Source organism: Oerskovia paurometabola, assembly GCF_016907365.1.
GTDB lineage: Bacteria > Actinomycetota > Actinomycetes > Actinomycetales > Cellulomonadaceae > Oerskovia > Oerskovia paurometabola.
The window spans coordinates 765,020-782,576 of the sequence record NZ_JAFBBV010000001.1 but is presented as its reverse complement, the minus strand read 5'-3'; the positions used below and the strand labels follow the sequence as shown (position 1 = coordinate 782,576).

18 protein-coding genes are annotated in these 17,557 nt (G+C 72.2%); 10 read left to right on the top strand and 8 right to left on the bottom strand.

What is annotated here, in order from left to right:
* Window positions 1–30: 30 nt before the first annotated feature.
* Window positions 31–792, top strand: coding sequence for a class I SAM-dependent methyltransferase (locus JOD48_RS03505; protein ID WP_204807395.1), 762 nt, complete (start codon window positions 31–33; stop codon window positions 790–792).
* Window positions 793–892: 100 nt separating this feature from the next.
* Here JOD48_RS03505 and JOD48_RS03500 read toward each other — a convergent pair whose 3' ends face one another.
* A complete protein-coding gene (locus JOD48_RS03500; protein ID WP_191792115.1) occupies window positions 893–1,132 on the bottom strand; it encodes a hypothetical protein in 240 nt (79 codons plus the stop codon).
* Window positions 1,133–1,287: 155 nt separating this feature from the next.
* Here JOD48_RS03500 and JOD48_RS03495 point away from each other — a divergent pair, with 155 nt between their 5' ends.
* Window positions 1,288–2,271 (top strand): DUF2804 domain-containing protein, encoded by a 984-nt coding sequence (locus tag JOD48_RS03495; protein WP_204807393.1) that lies wholly within the window; start codon window positions 1,288–1,290, stop codon window positions 2,269–2,271.
* Window positions 2,272–2,363: 92 nt separating this feature from the next.
* Window positions 2,364–2,930, top strand: coding sequence for a pyridoxamine 5'-phosphate oxidase family protein (locus JOD48_RS03490; protein ID WP_204807391.1), 567 nt, complete (start codon window positions 2,364–2,366; stop codon window positions 2,928–2,930).
* A 12-nt stretch (window positions 2,931–2,942) separates the two neighbouring features.
* Here JOD48_RS03490 and JOD48_RS03485 read toward each other — a convergent pair whose 3' ends face one another.
* From JOD48_RS03485 to JOD48_RS03475, 3 genes are all read right to left on the bottom strand, one after another.
* Window positions 2,943–3,527, bottom strand: coding sequence for a hypothetical protein (locus JOD48_RS03485; RefSeq protein ID WP_204807388.1), 585 nt, complete (start codon window positions 3,525–3,527; stop codon window positions 2,943–2,945).
* A gap of 81 nt (window positions 3,528–3,608) precedes the next feature.
* Entirely contained in the window at window positions 3,609–4,784 is a 1,176-nt protein-coding gene (locus JOD48_RS03480) for a sensor histidine kinase (RefSeq protein ID WP_204807386.1), read from the bottom strand.
* A complete protein-coding gene (locus tag JOD48_RS03475) occupies window positions 4,781–5,455 on the bottom strand; it encodes a response regulator transcription factor (RefSeq protein ID WP_204807384.1) in 675 nt (224 codons plus the stop codon). The genes JOD48_RS03480 and JOD48_RS03475 overlap by 4 nt, the downstream gene beginning before the upstream one ends.
* A gap of 135 nt (window positions 5,456–5,590) precedes the next feature.
* On the opposite strand from JOD48_RS03475, the gene JOD48_RS03470 reads away from it, so the two are divergent.
* On the top strand, window positions 5,591–6,274 hold the full coding sequence (locus JOD48_RS03470; protein ID WP_204807382.1) for a M15 family metallopeptidase: 684 nt from the start codon (window positions 5,591–5,593) through the stop codon (window positions 6,272–6,274).
* Window positions 6,275–6,280: 6 nt separating this feature from the next.
* Here JOD48_RS03470 and JOD48_RS03465 read toward each other — a convergent pair whose 3' ends face one another.
* Complete coding sequence (locus JOD48_RS03465) at window positions 6,281–8,116, bottom strand: glycoside hydrolase family 2 protein (RefSeq protein WP_204807380.1); 1,836 nt, start codon at window positions 8,114–8,116, stop codon at window positions 6,281–6,283.
* Window positions 8,103–9,713, bottom strand: a complete 1,611-nt coding sequence (locus tag JOD48_RS03460; RefSeq protein WP_204807378.1) for a methyltransferase domain-containing protein — start codon at window positions 9,711–9,713, stop codon at window positions 8,103–8,105. The genes JOD48_RS03465 and JOD48_RS03460 overlap by 14 nt, the downstream gene beginning before the upstream one ends.
* A gap of 137 nt (window positions 9,714–9,850) precedes the next feature.
* On the opposite strand from JOD48_RS03460, the gene JOD48_RS03455 reads away from it, so the two are divergent.
* Complete coding sequence (locus JOD48_RS03455) at window positions 9,851–10,225, top strand: VOC family protein (protein WP_191792107.1); 375 nt, start codon at window positions 9,851–9,853, stop codon at window positions 10,223–10,225.
* Window positions 10,222–10,809 carry a TIGR03086 family metal-binding protein gene (locus JOD48_RS03450; RefSeq protein WP_191792106.1) on the top strand — a complete coding sequence of 196 codons (588 nt, stop codon included), beginning with the start codon at window positions 10,222–10,224 and terminating at the stop codon, window positions 10,807–10,809. Before JOD48_RS03455 ends, JOD48_RS03450 begins: the two co-directional genes overlap by 4 nt.
* Here the strand turns inward: JOD48_RS03450 and JOD48_RS03445 are convergent.
* Together JOD48_RS03445 and JOD48_RS03440 are read right to left on the bottom strand one after the other, a co-directional pair.
* A complete protein-coding gene (locus JOD48_RS03445; protein WP_204810306.1) occupies window positions 10,800–12,221 on the bottom strand; it encodes an FAD-dependent oxidoreductase in 1,422 nt (473 codons plus the stop codon). The genes JOD48_RS03450 and JOD48_RS03445 overlap by 10 nt on opposite strands.
* A gap of 137 nt (window positions 12,222–12,358) precedes the next feature.
* Window positions 12,359–13,123 (bottom strand): hypothetical protein, encoded by a 765-nt coding sequence (locus JOD48_RS03440; protein WP_204807376.1) that lies wholly within the window; start codon window positions 13,121–13,123, stop codon window positions 12,359–12,361.
* 292 nt (window positions 13,124–13,415) lie between these two features.
* Between JOD48_RS03440 and JOD48_RS03435 the strand changes: the two genes are divergently transcribed.
* The 4 genes from JOD48_RS03435 to JOD48_RS03420 all read left to right on the top strand — a co-directional run bounded on the left by JOD48_RS03435 (window position 13,416) and on the right by JOD48_RS03420 (window position 17,541).
* The gene (locus JOD48_RS03435; protein WP_191791901.1) at window positions 13,416–14,393 is read left to right on the top strand and encodes a carbohydrate ABC transporter permease; all 978 of its coding nucleotides are present in this window, start codon (window positions 13,416–13,418) and stop codon (window positions 14,391–14,393) included.
* Window positions 14,390–15,373, top strand: a complete 984-nt coding sequence (locus JOD48_RS03430; protein WP_204807374.1) for a carbohydrate ABC transporter permease — start codon at window positions 14,390–14,392, stop codon at window positions 15,371–15,373. The genes JOD48_RS03435 and JOD48_RS03430 overlap by 4 nt, the downstream gene beginning before the upstream one ends.
* Before the next feature lie 66 nt (window positions 15,374–15,439).
* Complete coding sequence (locus JOD48_RS03425) at window positions 15,440–16,807, top strand: ABC transporter substrate-binding protein (protein WP_307823947.1); 1,368 nt, start codon at window positions 15,440–15,442, stop codon at window positions 16,805–16,807.
* Window positions 16,804–17,541 (top strand): glycerophosphodiester phosphodiesterase, encoded by a 738-nt coding sequence (locus JOD48_RS03420; protein WP_204807372.1) that lies wholly within the window; start codon window positions 16,804–16,806, stop codon window positions 17,539–17,541. Before JOD48_RS03425 ends, JOD48_RS03420 begins: the two co-directional genes overlap by 4 nt.
* Window positions 17,542–17,557 lie beyond the last annotated feature (16 nt).

The window sequence follows — 17,557 nt, the reverse complement described above, 5'->3', positions numbered from 1 at the left end:
GCCCTGCCCCCACCTGTCAGGATCGGACGCATGAAGCGATCCTTCGACGACCTCGTCTCCGAAGCGGCCACCGTCTCCGTCGACGGCTGGGACTTCTCCTGGCTCGACGGTCGTGCGACCGAGCAGCGGCCCTCCTGGGGCTACGCCCGTTCGATGGGCGAACGGATGGCTACGGCGAGCGCAGCCCTCGACCTCCAGACGGGCGGCGGCGAGGTCCTCGCCTCGGTCCCCCGGCTCCCGCGGCTGACCGTGGCGACCGAGGGCTGGCCCCCGAACGTCACCAAGGCCACGCGGCTCCTGCACCCGCTCGGCGTCGCGGTCGTCGCCGATGCGGACGAGCCACCCCTGCCGTTCGCGGACGAGGCCTTCGACCTCGTGGTCAGCCGCCACCCGGTGAAGCCGTGGTGGTCGGAGATCGCACGCGTCCTCGCCCCCGGCGGCACGTACTTCGCGCAGCACGTGGGCCCGTACAGCGTCTTCGAGCTCGTCGAGCACTTCCTGGGCCCGCAGCCCGAGGAGGTCCGCAACGGCCGCCACCCCGACGCCGACCGCGCCGCGGCCGAGGCTGCCGGGCTCGAGGTCGTCGACCTGCGGTTCGAGGAGCTGCGTACCGAGTTCTTCGACATCGGCGCGGTCGTCTACTTCTTGCGCAAGGTCGTGTGGATGGTCCCCGGGTTCACGGTCGAGGAGTACCGCCCGCAGCTCGCCGCGCTGCACGAGCAGATCGAGGCCGAGGGGCCCTTCGTCGCGACGACGACGCGCTTCCTGGTCGACGCACGCAAGCCGGGCTGAGCGCCCGGACGGTCGCGGCGCCGTCGGGCACGGGGGGAGGTGTCTCCGTTGACACCCCGGCCGAGCCGCCGGCGTCGGCGCCGACGCGGCCGAGCGGGTCTCAGCCGCCGAGCCCAGCATGCCCCCGCGTGAGGTCACCGAGGGCTGCGAGCGCCCGGCGCTTGCGGTCCGCGGGGTCGATCGTGCGTTCGTCCCCCGGGTTGGCGCGGCGCACGGGCTTGCCCGCCCGGTCGGCGGACTCCACGACGCGAGGCATGCCGGGGGCGCCTGCCGCCCGTGTCGACCGGGAGCGCCGGTGCGGGGTGCTCGGGGCGAGGAAGTAGGGGCGTTGCGTGCTCATGGGCTCTCCTCCGGTCGTCGCCGCCCCGCTGCCGGGGCCGTCAGGTCGATCGTGAAGCACTGTCGTTTCGTCCGTGTTGCGGGCGCAGGACGTCGACGTGTCGTCCGTGGGTTCGTGCGGCACACCCGGTGCCTACCGACCAGTAGCCTCCTCGCATGACGACGCACGAGCGCGAGATCACGTCCCCGGTCGACCTGTGCCTGCCGGACGGCCGGCTGAACCCGGACGCGGTCGGGTGGACGCGCACCGCGCTGCACCGTGCGAACCTGCGCGGCTGGGGGCGGACCAAGCGCTGGGAGTACTGGGGCGTGGTCACGCCGACCCACGTGGTCGGGATCGTCGCGTCCTCGATCGACTACGCGGGAGTCCACGGCCTGTACGTCCTGGACCGGACGACGGGCGAGGAGACGGTGACCGACGTCGTCGTGCCCCTGGCCCGGGGCGTGGTCATGCCCGAGCGCAGCGGATCCGGTCGCGTCGAGGCGCGCGCGAAGAGGCTCGCGATCGTGATCGACCAGGCCCCCGAGGCCACCCGCATCCGGGCGGCCTCGCGCGACGTGAGCCTCGACCTGACCGTCCCGCTCCCGCCGGGGCACGAGTCGCTGGGGGTCGTCGTCCCGTGGGGCGACCGGCTGTTCCAGTACACGGTCAAGGACGTGGCCCGCCCTGTCCACGGCTCGCTCACGGTGCGCGGCACCCGGCACGAGGTCAGCGCCGACGACTCGTTCGCGGTGCTGGACCACGGGCGCGGCCGGTGGCCCTACGCCATGACGTGGAACTGGGCCGCGGGCAGCGGGCACGGCCGCGGCATCCAGCTCGGCGGCGGATGGACGGACGGCACGGGCTCGACCGAGAACGCGCTCCTGGTGGACGGGCGGATCCACAAGATCGGTACGGAGCTGGACTGGACGTACGACCGCACGGACTGGCTCGCGCCGTGGCGCGTCTCGGGGGACGGGGTCGAGGCGCTGTTCACGCCCTTCCACGAGCGGGTCGCGCGCACCGAGCTGCTCGTCGTGGGCAGCGAGACGCACCAGTGCTTCGGCACGTGGTCGGGCCGCGCCCGCACGGACGAGGGCGCGTGGGTGGACCTGGACGGCATGGTCGGCTGGGCCGAGGAGGCACGGCAGCGCTGGTAGCCGCGCCGTTCTCAGCAGGCCCGACGGCGCCGCTCGTCTCACATACGGACCGCGCCTCGGCGCGGCGCGCTCCCGGTGCCAGACTGCCGCCCATGGCGACCGTCCACGACGAGATCACTCCCCGGCTCTCCCGCTTCGTGCTGTCCCAGCCCGTGTTCTTCGTGGGCACGGCCCCCCTCGCGGGGGACGGGCACGTCAACGTCTCCCCCAAGGGCATGGGAGGCACGTTCGTCGTGCTCGACCCGCACCGGGTCGCCTACCTCGACTACACGGGCTCGGGGGCGGAGGTCGCGGCACACCTGCAGGAGAACGGGCGCATCGTGGTCATGTTCTGCGCGTTCGAGGGGCCGCCGAACATCGTGCGCTTCCACGGCCGGGGCCGGTACGTCCTCGCCCGCACCCCCGAGTTCGACGCGCTGCGTCCGCTGTTCGCCAAGGAGCGCGAGTCGGGTCAGCGCGGCATCGTCGTGGTCGAGGTGGACCGGGTCTCGGACTCGTGCGGGTTCTCGGTGCCGCTCATGGACTTCGTGGCGGACCGTGACGTCCTGGACCGCGCGCACGACCGGCGAGAGCCCGAGTACTTCGACGCGTACTGGCAGAAGAAGAACGCGACGAGCATCGACGGACTGCCGGGCGTGGACATCGCGCCGCTGGGCTGAGGGGCGCGAGCGCTACGTCGCGTCGAGGTACGCCCGACCGCGCGGCGAGATGCGGTAGCCCACGGCCAGGCTCTCGGTGAGGCCGAGCTCCTTGAGCCGCCGGACCCGGATCTTGAAGTAGTCGCGCTCGACGCCGATCGAGGTCGCGAGCTCGCGTGCCACGACCTCGGGCCGGGCGACGATCAGGTCGAGGTAGTCCCGTGTCCACGGCGCGGGCGCCGCCCGGTCCATGCGGGCGAGCCGTGCGCGGAGCGCCTCGACCTCCTCGGCGGACAGGTCGGCGTCCTGCCGCAGCGCGACGCGCGGGTCCTCCCCCACGCGCCGCAGCCCGATCCGGTACAGGTCTCCCTCGCCCTTGGCGGCGACCCAGGCGAGCGCCGCGTCGGCCGAGCGGAACCCGGCGGCGCGCGCGTCGTCGTCGGGCAGGTCGGGGACCCCGTCCACCTCCGGGACCCGGTCGATCGACGTGACCTCCACGACCCCGATCCGCGTCCTCATCCGGCTGCCTGCCCGCACGCGCGGCGCGAGCCAGCGGCGGTACGCGAGGGACACCGTGCCGTCCTCGAGCCCGCTGAGCGTCTGCCGGGTGAGCAGCATGTCCCCAGCGTACGAAGGCACGTCCGACGGCGCAGCACCGCTCCCCGGCCCTCGCCCCGACGATCGGGGAACGCCGTGCCGTCAGGTGGGCTCGGCGTCCGGCCCCTTCGGCCGACGCGTCCCGGCCGGGGCCGCCCCGCGCAGGAGCTCGACGCGCACGACCGCTCCCCCGCCGGGCCGGGCCACGACCAGCAGCCTGCCGCGGTGCGCCTCGACGATCTTGGCCACGATCGCGAGCCCCAGGCCGTTGCTGCTGCGGTCGGGCCGCGCGTCGTGCTGGGCGGTCCGCGCGTGCGCGAGCCGGTCCACCTGCCGGGCGAACGGTTCGAGCGCGATGCGCAGGCCGTCCTCGGTGAGCGGGCGACCGCTGTTCTCGACGGTCAGGACGACGGGCGCGGTGTCCTCGAGACGGATCGTGACCCAGCCGCCGTGCGGCAGGTTGTGCCGGATCGCGTTGCGCAGGAGGTTGTCGACGACCCGGGCCAGGAGGATCTCGTCGCCCGGCACGATCGCGGGCGTGCTCTCGACCGCGATCCGGACCCCGCGGTCGGTGGCCTCGCGCGCGACGTCGTCGACCGCGTCCTCGACCACGACGTCGAGATCGACCGGCGCACGGGCGACCGGTGCCCGGTCGAGGGCCGCGAGCTGCAGGAGGGCCGCGACGAGGTCGCTCGCCCTCCTGTTGGTCACGTCGAGGCGTTCGAGCAGGCGCGGGAGGTCGACGGCGTCGGGGTCGGCTCGCGCGACGTCGAGCATGGTCTGGGTGACCGCGAGCGGCGTCCGCAGCTCGTGCGACGCGTTGGCCGCGAACCGCTGCTGGGCCGCGAACGACCGCTCGAGGCGTTCGAGCATCGTGTCGAACGTGTCGGCCAGGTCGGTGAACTCGTCCCGCCCCCGCCTCGTGTCGCGGGCCGAGATGCGGTGCGACAGGTCGCCCGACGCCGCGACCTGCGCCGCGGTGTTGAGGTCCGCGAGGGGGCGCAGCACCCTCCCGGCGACGAGCCATCCACCCGCCGTCCCGACAACGGCGAGCACGCCCATCGCCACGGTGCAGGCCTGGATCAACGCGTCGAGGATCTGCCCCCGCGACGCGATGAACAGGTGGGCGTCCGACGGGTTCGCCGCCGTAAGCGGGTAGTTCGGCACGAAGCGCATGACGGCGTACACGATGACGGACATCGCGAGCCCGGCGGCGAGCAGGAACGCCACGTAGCTCAGGGTCAGGCGGAGCCGGGCGGTCTGGCGCAGGATCCTCACTGCGTCTCGACGCTCGGCGCCCCGACGCGGTAGCCCACGCCCGGCACGGTGTGCACGACCCAGGGGTCGCCCAGGCGCTTGCGGAGCGTCGAGACGGTCACCCTGACGGCGTTGGTGAAGGGGTCGGCGTTCGCGTCCCACGCGCGTTCGAGCAGGTCCTCGGTGCTCACCACGCCACCGTCGGCCGCCAGCAGGACCTCCAGCACCGCGAACTGCTTGCGGCTCAGGCGCACGTGCTCACCGTCGCGGTACACCTCCCGGCGGAACGGGTCCAGCCGCACCCCGGCAGCCTCCAGCACGGGTGGGAGCGGGGCCGGGCGGCGTCCCAGGGCCCGCACGCGCAGGATCAGCTCGGGCAGCAGGAACGGCTTGGTCAGGTAGTCGTCGGCGCCGATCCCGAAGCCACGGGTCTTGTCGTCGAGCGTGCCCGCCGCGGTGAGCATGAGGACCCGGGTCGGCAGGCCTCGGGCCACGATCGACCGGCACACCTCGTCGCCGTGGACCCCGGGCAGGTCGCGGTCGAGCACCACGACGTCGTACGCGGTGTGGCTCAGGTTCTCGAGCGCCTGCTCTCCGTCGAGCGCGACGTCGGCCGCGACGGCCTCGCGCCGCAGCCCGGTCTGCACGGCCTCGGCCAGGAACGGCTCGTCCTCGACGACCAGCACCCGCATCGATCCTCCACCCGCTCGTCGGCCCGGCCCCTCCGACGGCGGGCCTGCCCCGCCAGTCTAGGAACGAGGAGGTGTCGAAAACGTCTGCAAAAAGTGAGACGTCCGCACAACATCCTCCTGGGTTCAGTGGACCGCATGGAAACACGCAACCCACCGACGACCTTCTCCCCCGTACCGCCCCCGGTCGCTCCCGCAGGGGGCCCGCGCAGGCGCGCGAGAAGACGACGGACCGTCGCACTCGTCGCGGCCGCCGCGATCCTGGTCGCCCTCGCATGGGCGTTCCTGCCGAGCGCCGACCGCGGCCTGCGGACCGTGGTCACGGAGACGTTCGGCGACGAGGCGTCGACCTCGGAGGTGGCTGCTGGCGGCACGTCGGACCTCCCCGCGCAGGACGACCCGCGCCAGGAGGACGACACGATCGACCCGTTCGACGAGACCCACCCCGCGATCTCGGGCCTCGACGACGACCTGCGCGCCGCGCTCCAGGCCGCCGCGCAGGACGCCCGGGCCGCAGGCGTCGACTTCTGGGTCACCTCCGGGTGGCGCAGCACCGGCTACCAGCAGAGCCTGCTCGACCGGGCGGTCGACCGCTACGGCTCGCTCGACGAGGCCCGCAGGTTCGTCAAGACGCCCGAGACGTCGGAGCACGTCTCCGGCCAGGCCGTCGACATCGGTCCGACCGACGGCGCCGACTGGACGATCCGCAAGGGTGCGCGCTACGGCCTGTGCCAGACGTTCGCCAACGAGATGTGGCACTTCGAGCTGGCGACCTCGCCCGGTGGCGAGTGCCCGCAGCCGCTCCCGGACGCGGCGGGCTGACCGGGCTCAGCCCAGCCGCAGCTCGGCGTTGACCGCCCGCACCAGGTCGGCAGGGAGCTTCGCGACCTCCCGGTCGTACGTCAGCAGCCCGTTGGTCTCGTCCTCGACGTCGGAGAGCTGGGTGTAGACGGTCGCGGACAGTCCGCGGGCGATCGCGGGCACGACCTGCTCGCGGTGCAGCGCCTCGAACGCGGCGCCGAGCGCGCCTGGGTCGGCGTACGTCGCGTACCCGAAGTCCTTCTCCCCGGCGACGTGCCCCTCGACCCGCAGGCTGTAGCCGCCGTACTCGGAGAGCACGAGCGCCCGCCGGTCACGCCGCGACGGCACGCGGAACGGCTTGAAGTACACGTGCAGGCTCCGCAGGTTCCCTGCGCCCTGGTCGTGCCAGCCGCTCGCGTGGTCCACCGACCGCGTGGGGTCGAGAGCCTTGACGCGGGCCGCGACCTTGACCGCGTCGAACTGACCCCAGGCCTCGTTGAACGGCACCCAGACCGCGAGGCTCACGACGTCGCGCAGGTGCTCGACCGTCGCGTCGACCTCGCGGAGGAACTCCTCGCGCCCCTCGGCGTCGCCCCGGCCGAACAGGGCGTGGAACCGGTCGCTCAGGCGCAGCGGCAGGAGCACGGGCGCCTTGACGACCGCGGGACGGTACGGGCCGCCCCCGTTGACCATGTCCTGCCACACGAGCATCCCGAGCCGGTCGCAGTGGTGGTACCAGCGCAGGGGCTCGATCTTGATGTGCTTGCGCAGCATCGTGAACCCGAGGTCCTTCATGGTCGCGATGTCGTGGACCATGGCCTCGTCCGACGGCGCGGTGAGCAGCCCGTCGGACCAGTACCCCTGGTCCAGGACCCCGGCGTGGAAGTACGGCTCGCCGTTGAGCAGCAGGCGCGGCACCCCCTGCGCGTCGGGTCCGACGCCGAACGACCGGAGCCCCGCGTAGCTGTGCACCTCGTCGTCGCCGAGGGTCACGGTCACGTCGTACAGGTGCGGGTCCTCGGGCGTCCACAGGTGCGGGTCGGGCACGGGGACGCGGGCGACCACGCCCACGGGCGCGTCGACCTGCGCGACGAGCGTGGCGCCGTCGTGCACCTGGATGCACGCCACGGGCGCGTCCTGCCCGACGGCGCCGCTCGCCCCCGCGGACCCCTCGCCCGCGTGGACGGTCACGTCGAGGCGGCTGCCCGGGAGGTCGGGCACGAGCGTGAGCCGGGCGACGTGCAGGGCGGGCACGGCCTCGACCCACACCGTCTGCCAGATGCCCGACTGCGCCGTGTACCAGATGCCGCCCCGCGCGAGGTTCTGCTTGCCGCGCGCGTGGAAGCTGGTGTCGCTGACGTCGGTGACCTCTACGAGGAGCTCGTGCGCCTCGCCGGGCGCACCGGCGAGGGCGTCCGTGACGTCGCACGCGAACGGCAGGTAGCCGCCGGTGTGCCGCCCCACCTCGACGCCGTCGACCAGGACGCGGCACGACTGGTCGACCGCGCCGAAGTGCAGCAGGACGCGGCCGCCGCCGGGCACGAACCCGTCCGGGAGCGACAGGTCGCGGCGGTACCAGAGCGCCTCGTCGGGCTGGACCTGGCGCCCCACCCCGGACAGCGGCGACTCGGGTGAGAACGGCACGACGATCTCGCCGTCGAACACCTCGGGCGCGGTGCCGCCCAGCGAGCCCACCGGACCGGGACACTGCGCCGTGACGGCGTACTCCCAGACCCCGTTGAGGTTCAGGTAGCTGTCGCGGGCGAGCTGCGGGCGCGGGTACTCGGGCAGCGGCGCGGCACGGTCGAGCGTGGCGGTCCAGCGCGTGGGCAGGGTCGCGCCCCCGCCGCTACCCCCGGCCACGGGCCGCGTCCAGCACGGGCCGGCGCGCGACCGTCAGCACGTGCGTGTCGGGCCACTCGACCGTCTCGCCCGTCGCGGCGTCCGTCAGCGTCGCCACGGGCGCGAACGAGTGCTCGACGAGCCACTCGTTGCGCCACGCACCGCTCTCGGGCCCCAGCTCGAAGCCGGCCCCCGCCAGCAGGTCGGCCCACGCGTCGCCGTCCAGGTCGCAGAACCGCTCGTGGCACTCGGACAGCCAGTTGTCGGCGTAGTCCTTGGTCGTGAGGAACTCCATGGCGTCGCGCAGCGTGAGCCGGAACGTCGCGGGCGCGACCTCCTCGACCGCGAACGACGCACCGGACAGGCGCGGGAAGTCGTGCGCGAACTGGCGCATGCGCGAGGCCGTCGACAGCCCGCGGACGTGCGCGGCGACGTCGGGCCGCGCCCACGCGTCGAGGTCCGTCACGACGCCCGGGCGCGCGCCGTCGTCGTCCCGGAGGGTCAGGTGCACCACGCGGTCGCCGTCCGCCGGACCGCACACGTCGCTGTTGATCCACACCCCACCCGGGCGGGTGTGGACGAACGTGCGCTGGGCGAACCGTCCGACGTCGGGGACGCCCTCGCCGTACGAGGAGATCTCGTGCGTGAGCGCGATCGTGACGGTCGTGTCGACGCTGCGCTCGGGCATGACCTCACCGCGCAGGATGTTGGCCTGCACGAACCACACGTTGGGGTTCGCGAACACGCCCTGCGTCTTCTTGTGCTCGGCCTCGGCCACGAGGTGGCGTGCGACGTCGACCCCGAACAGGTCCGACTCGTGCAGGCGCGGCTCGGCCGCGACGAGCTCGAGCAGGCCGCCCGTCGCGCACCCGATGTCGACGATCCGCCCGGGGAGCACGTACGGGCGCACCTGCTCCCACTTGCGGCGCGAGGCGTCCTCGAACGCCGCGGCGTACGTCCGGTAGTCGCGCGTCGCGGTCAGGTCGCCGTCGCCCGAGACGACGGGGTCGGCGAAGACCTGGGCGATCTGCGCCTCGAGCCCGTAGCGCCGGAAGAAGCCCGGCACGACGGGGTGCGCGACGTCGGTCCACGTCGGGTCGCCCGCAGCCAGGCGCCCGACGGCGTCCCACGGGCGGGCCGGGCCGTCGCCCTGGGCGTCGGTCGCGTCGAGCTCGACACCCACGACGCGGTACCCGAGCTCCTGGTAGGCCGCGATGACCTCCGGGGTCGAGCAGGCCACGACCGTGTCGTGCGGGTCGAGCGTCACGGCGTGACCGGTCGCCGTCTCGACCGTGGTCGCCACGAGGTGCGCGAACCGCGGGTGCGGCGCCACGTCCGGCACCGGGACCACGAGGCTCGGCAGGTGCTCGACCGCCGTCACGTGCTCGATGAGCGCCTCGCGCCGGTGCCCCGGGACCGGGTTGCGGCGCGTGCCCGCGTGGTTCGCGGACGTCACGGCCCACACGACCACCGCGTCCGGGGAGCAGCGGACGGGGACGCCGTCGAGGTCGCTCACCAGCCCGGCGCGCAGCGCCCGCAGGTAGTCGACCTGGAAGCGGGTCACGAGGTGGTGGCGCCCCGGGAAGAGGACATGACGGACGAGCGGGGCTGAAGGCACCCGCGTACCTTCGCTCGCCGACGGGGTCCATCGCAAGCGGGACGCCTCCCCTCGTCACCGTCGGCGTTCCGTGCCATCGTGGAAGTGGCGCCGACGACGCCACCCCCTGTGGATCTGCCGTGGACAAGGAGCACCCGATGGTCTCGACGACGAACGCATTCAGCAGCTTCTCGGTGAACGACCTGGACGCCGCGCGGGCGTTCTACGCCGACGTCGTGGGCGTCGAGGTCGACCAGACCCCCATGGGCCTCGACCTGCGCCTCGGGTCGGGCGGGCACGTGTTCGTCTACCCCAAGAAGAACCACGTCGCGGCATCGTTCACGGTGCTCAACTTCGGGGTCGACGACGTCGAGGCCGCGGTCGACGAGCTCATCGCGAAGGGCGTCGAGTTCGAGCGCTACGTCGGGTTCGACCAAGATGCCAAGGGCATCGCCCGCGGTCCCGAGGGACCGGCGATCGCCTGGTTCAAGGACCCGGCGCGCAACGTCCTCGCGATCCTGAGCAACCCGTGAGCACCGCGGTCTCGTCGCACGAGCACCTCCTGGCGGCGCACGGCGACGCCATCGGGGCGTTCGACCACCTGGTCCGGCGGGTCCAGGACGACCAGTGGGACCTGCCCACGCCCGACGACGAGTGGAGCGTCCACGACCTCGTCAACCACCTGGTCTCCGAGCAGCTCTGGGCTCCCGAGCTGCTCGCGGGCCGGACGGTCGCCGACGTCGGCACGGTCTTCGACGGCGACGTCCTGGGGGACGACCCGGTCGACGCGTGGATCGACGCGTCGACCCAGTCGCGCGAGGCGTTCCTGGCCCCCGGCGCCCTGGACCGTGCGGTGCACCTGTCGTACGGCGACGCCCCGGCGACCGAGTACGCGCACCAGATGACGTTCGACCTCACGGTCCACGCGTGGGACCTCGCGCAGGGCATCGGCCTCGACGCGGACCTCGGCCCGCAGCTCGTGTCGTTCGTCCTGGGCTACGCCCAGCGTCGCAAGGGCATGTTCGCGGCGAGCCGTCTGTTCGCGGGCCCGCTCCCCGTGCCCGACGACGCACCCGACCTCACGAGGCTGCTCGCCCTGGCCGGACGTCAGGCCTGAGAGTCGCCGGCCGCCTCGGTGCTGGTGGCCGCCACGGTGCTGGTGGCTTCCTCGGTCTGGCGGCGGGCGATGCGGATCATGTCCTCGCGGGGCACGACCTTGATACGCTCGCGCCCGTGCGGCTCCCCGAGGGTGCGCTCGTGGGCGTCCAGGACCTCCCAGTCGGCCCACTGGACGAGGTCGACGCCGCGCTCGGTCAGGAACTCGACGACGCTCTCCGGCTCGGGGTGGGCGGCCGTGCGGGAGTCGGCGAGGTCCTCGACGAGGTGGCGGACGGTCTCGGACGCGTCGGACTTGGTGTGCCCGATCAGCCCGACCGGGCCACGCTTGATCCACCCCGTGGCATACACCCCCGGGATCTGCGCACCATCGATGTCGATGACCCGACCCTCACGGTTGGGAATCACACCCTTGAGGTCGTCGAACGGGATCTCGGGCAACGGCGACCCGAAGTACCCCACCGCCCGATACACCGCCTGCACCGGCCACTCGAAGAACTCCCCCGTCCCGCTGACCGTCCCGTCCCCGTTCAACCGGGTCCGCTCGGTACGCAACCCCTCGACCCTGCCCTCGCCCAGCACCGCGACCGGCGCATGCAAGAAATGCAGGTGCAACCGCCGCGAAGCCGTGAACTGCGACGGGTCCTTGAGCGTCCAGTCCGTCAACGTCTTGACGACCTGCTTGGTCTGGTTCGAGGAATTGATCGCGGCCATCGACCCCTCGTCGAACTCGAAGTCCTCCGGATACACGATCACGTCCACATCCGGCACGTGCCCCAGCTCACGCAGCTCCAACGGGGAGAACTTCGCCTGCGCCGGACCACGACGCGCGAACACGTGCACGTCCGTCACCGGCGACTCCTTCAACCCCTGGTACACGTTCTCCGGGATCTCCGTGGGCAACAAGTCGTCCGCATGCTTGGCCAGCACCCGCGCCACGTCCAGCGCCACGTTCCCCGCCCCCAGCACCGCGACCTGCTCGGCCTCCAACGGCCACGTGCGCGCCACATCCGGATGCCCGTCGTACCACGACACGAAATCCGCCGCACCGAACGACCCCGGCAGATCGATCCCCTCGATCGCCAACGCCGCATCCCGGATCGAACCCGTCGAGAAGATCACCGCGTCATAGAACTGCCGCAGATCATCCAGCTTCAGATCCACCCCGTACTCCACATTGGCGAGCAGGCGCACATCACCCCGGGCCAACACCTTGTGCAACGCCACGATGATCGCCTTGATCCGCGGATGATCCGGCGCCACCCCGTACCGCACCAACCCGAACGGCGCCGGAAGACGCTCGAACAAGTCGATACTCACCTCGACGCCCGTCTTCGACAGAATGTCCGCCGCATAGATACCAGCAGGACCAGCGCCAACAATGGCGACACGCAACGGACGAGAGCTGCTCACAGGAAAGAACGCCTTCCGGTCGAGGAGGGGAGGTGCGGTCCACGCCGGGGTCGGCAGCCGCACGCTTCGACGGTACGTCCTCAACCACGGTTGAGGTCAAGGTGCACGGTGGAGGCGGCGGGGAAGCCCCTGGACTGTCAGGGCTCGTAGCCCTCGACGAAGCCTCGGATCTCCTTGCGCAGCACGTCCTCGCCCAAGGGCTGCCGGGTCGACGTCGCGATCGTGAACCCGTAGCCATCGATCGGACCGTTCGTCCAGGAGAAGTCGTACACCCCCGGGTCGTGGGGCCTGTCGACGACCGTGAAGGCCTGACCGTCGACCGTCATGTGCCACACCTGATTGGCCCTCTGCGGTGCAGCGCTGACCCGGCTCTGCAGCCGCTCGATCCGCGGTCTCAGGAGCGTGTCCATCGCCGCCGGGTCCTCCCACGTCTCGACGCTCACGAGCATCCGGTGCGGGCCGAGGTCCCGGTGCCACGCGCCGCCCACGGGAACGAGCTCGACGTCGTAGACCACCGGGACGTCCGGGTCGCCGATCGGCTCCGGGACGTAGCCAGGGGGAAGATCGGCCTCCGAGAAGAAGAAGTTCGGTCGCACCATCTGCTCGGCCCACGACCGGGCCTCGTCCACGAGGGCGTCGACCACCGTCGCCAGCCTCTCCGACGCGGGCCTGACGTCGCGCCCGGTGGGCACCTCGGTCAATCGGTCCCACCACGCGCGCCACCCGTCCGCGAGCGCCGCGGCCTCGTCGCCCGGCAGGGCCTCGACGGCGAGGCGGGGGACCAGCGCCGGGACGTCGTCAGCCACGGGCAGCGCCAGACGGTCGCGGACGAACAGGGCCACCGTGAAGCCGGTGCCGCGCCCCACGTTGATGTTCCGCAGGTCCTGTCGTTCGTGCGTCATCGCTCACCTCGTCGTCGGGCCCGGCAGGAGTGCTGGCCGGACCGCCCATGCTAGGCCGTCATCGACGCGCCGACCTGGCCTCGGGGGCGAGGTGCGGTCGCCTGCGGCTTCGGCTTCGCACGCCGCACGTGCGCCCCGCAGATGACCTCCCGGCATCCCCGATGACCTCGCGCCGAGGCCCCGATGAACGCCTCGGGAACGTTCGGGGAACGGAGCCGCTGAGGCCACTTCTCGGACACTTCGCCCTCCTAGGGTGACGGCGTCCACCCGCTCGTGACTGGAGCCCCACCCCATGACCTCCGTGTCAGCCCCCGTGCGCCCCGCGCCACCCGCACGCCCTCGGACGATCCCCGGGCGGGCCCCGACGGCCCGGTCCCGCTTCACGCGCCCCACCCCGCGCGCCCTGCGCACCTGGCTCGCGTTCCTGCTGCTCGCGGGGCCCAACGTGGTCCTGCTGCTCGTGTTCGTCTACCGCCCGCTGCTGCAGAGCTTCTACTACTCGACCCTGCAGTGGAACATGGGCTCCCCCACGGCCCGCTCGGTCGGACTCGGCAACTACGTCGAGTGGTTCCAGGACCCGACGACGGCCGACGTCATGGTCACGACGGGCGTCTTCACGGTCGCGACCGTGGGCGGCTCGCTGGTCCTGGGACTCGGCCTGGCCCTGCTGCTGAACCGGCGCCTCAAGGGTCGCGGGCTCGCGCGGACCGTCGCGTTCGCTCCCTACGTCCTGTCGGGCGTCGCGGTCGGCATGCTGTGGCTGTTCATCTTCGACCCCCGCTACGGCCTGCTCTCGGCGGGCCTGCGCGCGATCGGGCTCGAGTCCCCCGACTGGTACACGACCTCACCCTGGGCGCTCGTCATGATCATCGTCGTCTACCTGTGGAAGAACGTCGGGTACGTCGCCCTGATCTTCCTGGCCGGCCTCCAGGCCGTCCCGCAGGAGCTCAAGCAGGCCGCCGCCCTCGACGGAGCGTCCTCGGCCCGCACGTTCCGCTCGATCGTCCTGCCGCTGCTCGCGCCCACGACCTTCTTCCTCACGGTCACGACGCTCCTGAGCTCGCTCCAGTCGTTCGACATCATCCAGGCCATGACCAAGGGCGGCCCCCTGGGCTCGACCACGACCCTCATGTACCAGATCTACGAGGAGGGCTTCGTGACCGGCCGCGCCGGCTACGCGTCGGCCGTCGCGACGATCCTCTTCCTCCTGCTGCTGGTCGTCACGGTCGTCCAGCTGCGCTTCGTCGAGAAGAAGGTGCACTACGCATGAGCGTCCAGAACCCGGTCCGGGACGTCCCCACCACCGCACCTCGCACGACCTCGGGCGCGCCCAGCGCTCAGCACCCCGGGTCACCCGTGGACGCACCACCGGCCCCCGGCGGTGCGAGCCACCGCCCGAGCGGCGCCCGGGCGCCGGAGCGCGCGCGCCGTCGTCGGCCTCTGCACCTGGGCTCGTACGCGACCCTGCTGGTCGCGACCGTCGTCATGGCGCTGCCGCTCGTGTGGATGGTGCTCGCGAGCTTCAAGCGCCCTGACGAGCTGTACTCGATCCCGCTCCAGTGGCTCCCACAGGACCTCGACCTCGCGAACTACGTCCAGACGACGCAGAGCATCCCCGTCGGGCAGCTCTTCCTCAACAGCGTGGGCCTGACGGTCGTCGGCTCGACGCTCAAGCTGCTGCTGGGCCTGTGCTGCGCGTACGCGCTCGTGTTCCTGGACTTCCCGTTCAAGCGCGCGCTGTTCGTCCTGGTCCTGTTCACGCTGCTCATCCCGCAGCAGATCACGATCATCCCCAACTACACGTTCGTCGCACAGCTCGGGTGGCTCAACACCTACCAGGGCATCCTCGTGCCGGGCCTGGCGAGCGCGTTCGGGACCTTCCTGTTCCGCCAGCACTTCCTGTCGCTGCCGATCTCGATCCTCGAGGCCGCCGAGCTCGACGGTGCGGGCCACTGGCGCAAGCTGTGGCGGTTCGTCGTGCCGCTGTCCTACCCCACGATCGCGGCCGTGGCGCTCGTGTCCGTCGTCGCCGAGTGGAACGACTACCTGTGGCCGTTCCTCGTGACCGACGACGCCGAGAAGATGACGCTCCCCGTGGGACTCACGCTCCTGCAGAGCGTCGACGGCATGAACAACTGGGGCGTCCTCATGGCCGCGACCGTGCTCGTGACCCTCCCGATCCTCGTCGTCTTCCTGCTCCTCCAGCGCCGGCTCGTCGCCGGGCTCACCGCCGGAGCCGTGACCGGCTGACGTGCCGGTCTCCCCCTGTCCCCCGGCACCTGCCGGATCGCTGTTCCCCACCCCAAGGAGCATCACGTGAACCAGCCCCTGCCCGCCCAGTGGACCCCGTCGCGACGCGACGTGCTGCGCCTCGGCGGCCTCGGCGCCCTCGCCCTCTCCCTCGCCGCGTGCGCGGGACCCACCGTCGGCGGCGGCACGTCCGCCCCGTCCGCCTCCGCGGGCACCGACTGGACCACGATCAAGCCCGCCTCGCAGATCACGTGGTGGAGCAACCACCCCGGCGCCTCAAAGGCCATCGAGGAGGAGCTGATCCGCCGCTTCAACACGAAGCACCCCGACATCGCGGTCAAGCTCGTGACCGCGGGCGCCGGGTACGACGAGGTCGCGCAGCGCTTCCAGGCCGCGTCGTCGTCGAACAACCTCCCCGACCTCGTCATCGCGAGCGACGTGTGGTGGTTCCGCTACTACCTCAACGGCCAGGTCATGCCGCTCGACGACGTGTTCGCGCACCTCGACGTCGACGTCACCGACTACAACCCGACGCTGTACGGCGACTACGCGTACGACACCCGGCACTGGGCGGTGCCGTACGCGCGCTCGACGCCGCTCTTCTACTACAACAAGACCATGTGGGCCGCAGCCGGCCTGCCCGACCGCGGGCCCGCGACGTGGGCAGAGCTCGCCGAGTGGGCCCCCGCGCTGCGCGCCCAGGTCCCGGCCGACGGCGCCCCGCTGGGCCTCGCGACCGGCACCTCGTGGGCCGCGTGGTGGTTCGAGAACATGCTGTGGGGCCAGGGTGGGCAGTACAGCGACGAGTTCACCGTCACGCTCGACACCCCGCAGGCCCTGGCCGCGGGCGACTTCCTGCACGACCTGTTCCACGGGTCCAAGGTCGCGGGCGTCGGGACCGACGCCGGGGCCGACTTCGCCGCCGGCATCTTCGCCTCGACCATCGGGTCCACGGGCAGCCTCACGGGGCTCCTCGACGCCGCGTCGTTCGAGCTCGGCACGGCCTACCTGCCCGACGGCCCGAGCGGCTCCGGGACGCCCACTGGTGGCACGGGTCTGGCCATCCCGGCCTCGCGCACGCCCGAGCAGCAGCTCGCCGCCGCGATGTTCCTCGCCTTCATCACGGACCCGGAGAACACCGCATACTTCTCCCAGAACACCGGGTACATGCCGGTGCGTACGTCCGCGGTCGAGGGAGAGACCATGAGCAGCATCTACGCGGCCACGCCGCAGTTCCGCACGGCGGTCGACCAGCTCGCCGAGAAGTCCCGCTCGCAGGACTGGGTCCGGGTCTTCGTGCCTGGTGGCGACCAGATCCTCACCGACGGGATCGAGCAGATCGTCCTCAAGGGCACGCCCGCCGCCGAGGCGTTCGCGTCGATCACGCCGCGCCTCGAGAAGGCGTACCAGGAGAACGTGGAGCCGTACCTGTGACGGGCGCGTTCCGGGTCGTCGCGCACCGGGGGAACTCGTCGGTGGCCCCGCAGAACACGCTCGCGGCGTTCGAGGCCGCGTGGCGCGCGGGCGCGGACAGCATCGAGCTCGACGTGCAGCTCACCGCGGACGGCGAGGTGGTCGTGATCCACGACGACACCCTCGACGCCACGACCGACGCGACCGGTCGCGTCGACGCGCTCCCGCTCGCGGAGGTCCGCGCCGTGGACGCGGGTTCGTGGTTCGCCCCCGCCTACGCCGGGCAGCGGGTCCCGACGTTCACGGAGCTCGTGGACTTCCTCGTGACGCACCCAGGCATCGACCTCCTGCTGGAGATCAAGGGCGACTGGGGGCCCGACGACGTCCGCAGGGTCACCGAGCCCGTCCTGCGCGCCGGGCTCGCCGACCGCGTGATCGGGCAGAGCTTCTGGACCTCGACGGTCGCGGCCCTGGCGAAGGTGGCCCCGGACCTGCGCCGCGGGCTGCTGATCGGCGAGCTGTCCGACGACCTGCTCGCGACGTGCGCCGACCTGGGCGTCATGACGTGCAACCCGGCGGGGCACCTGCTCGTCGAGCGGCCCGGTCTGGTCGACGAGCTGCACGCGGCGGGGCTCGAGGTCATGGTGTGGACCTTGAACGAGCCCGCGCAGTGGACCCTGGCCCGGTTGGCCGGTGTCGACGCGGTCATCACCGACCGTCCTGACCGGCTGCGAGGGTGGCTCGCGGGACGCTGATCCCGCCCGCTGCCCC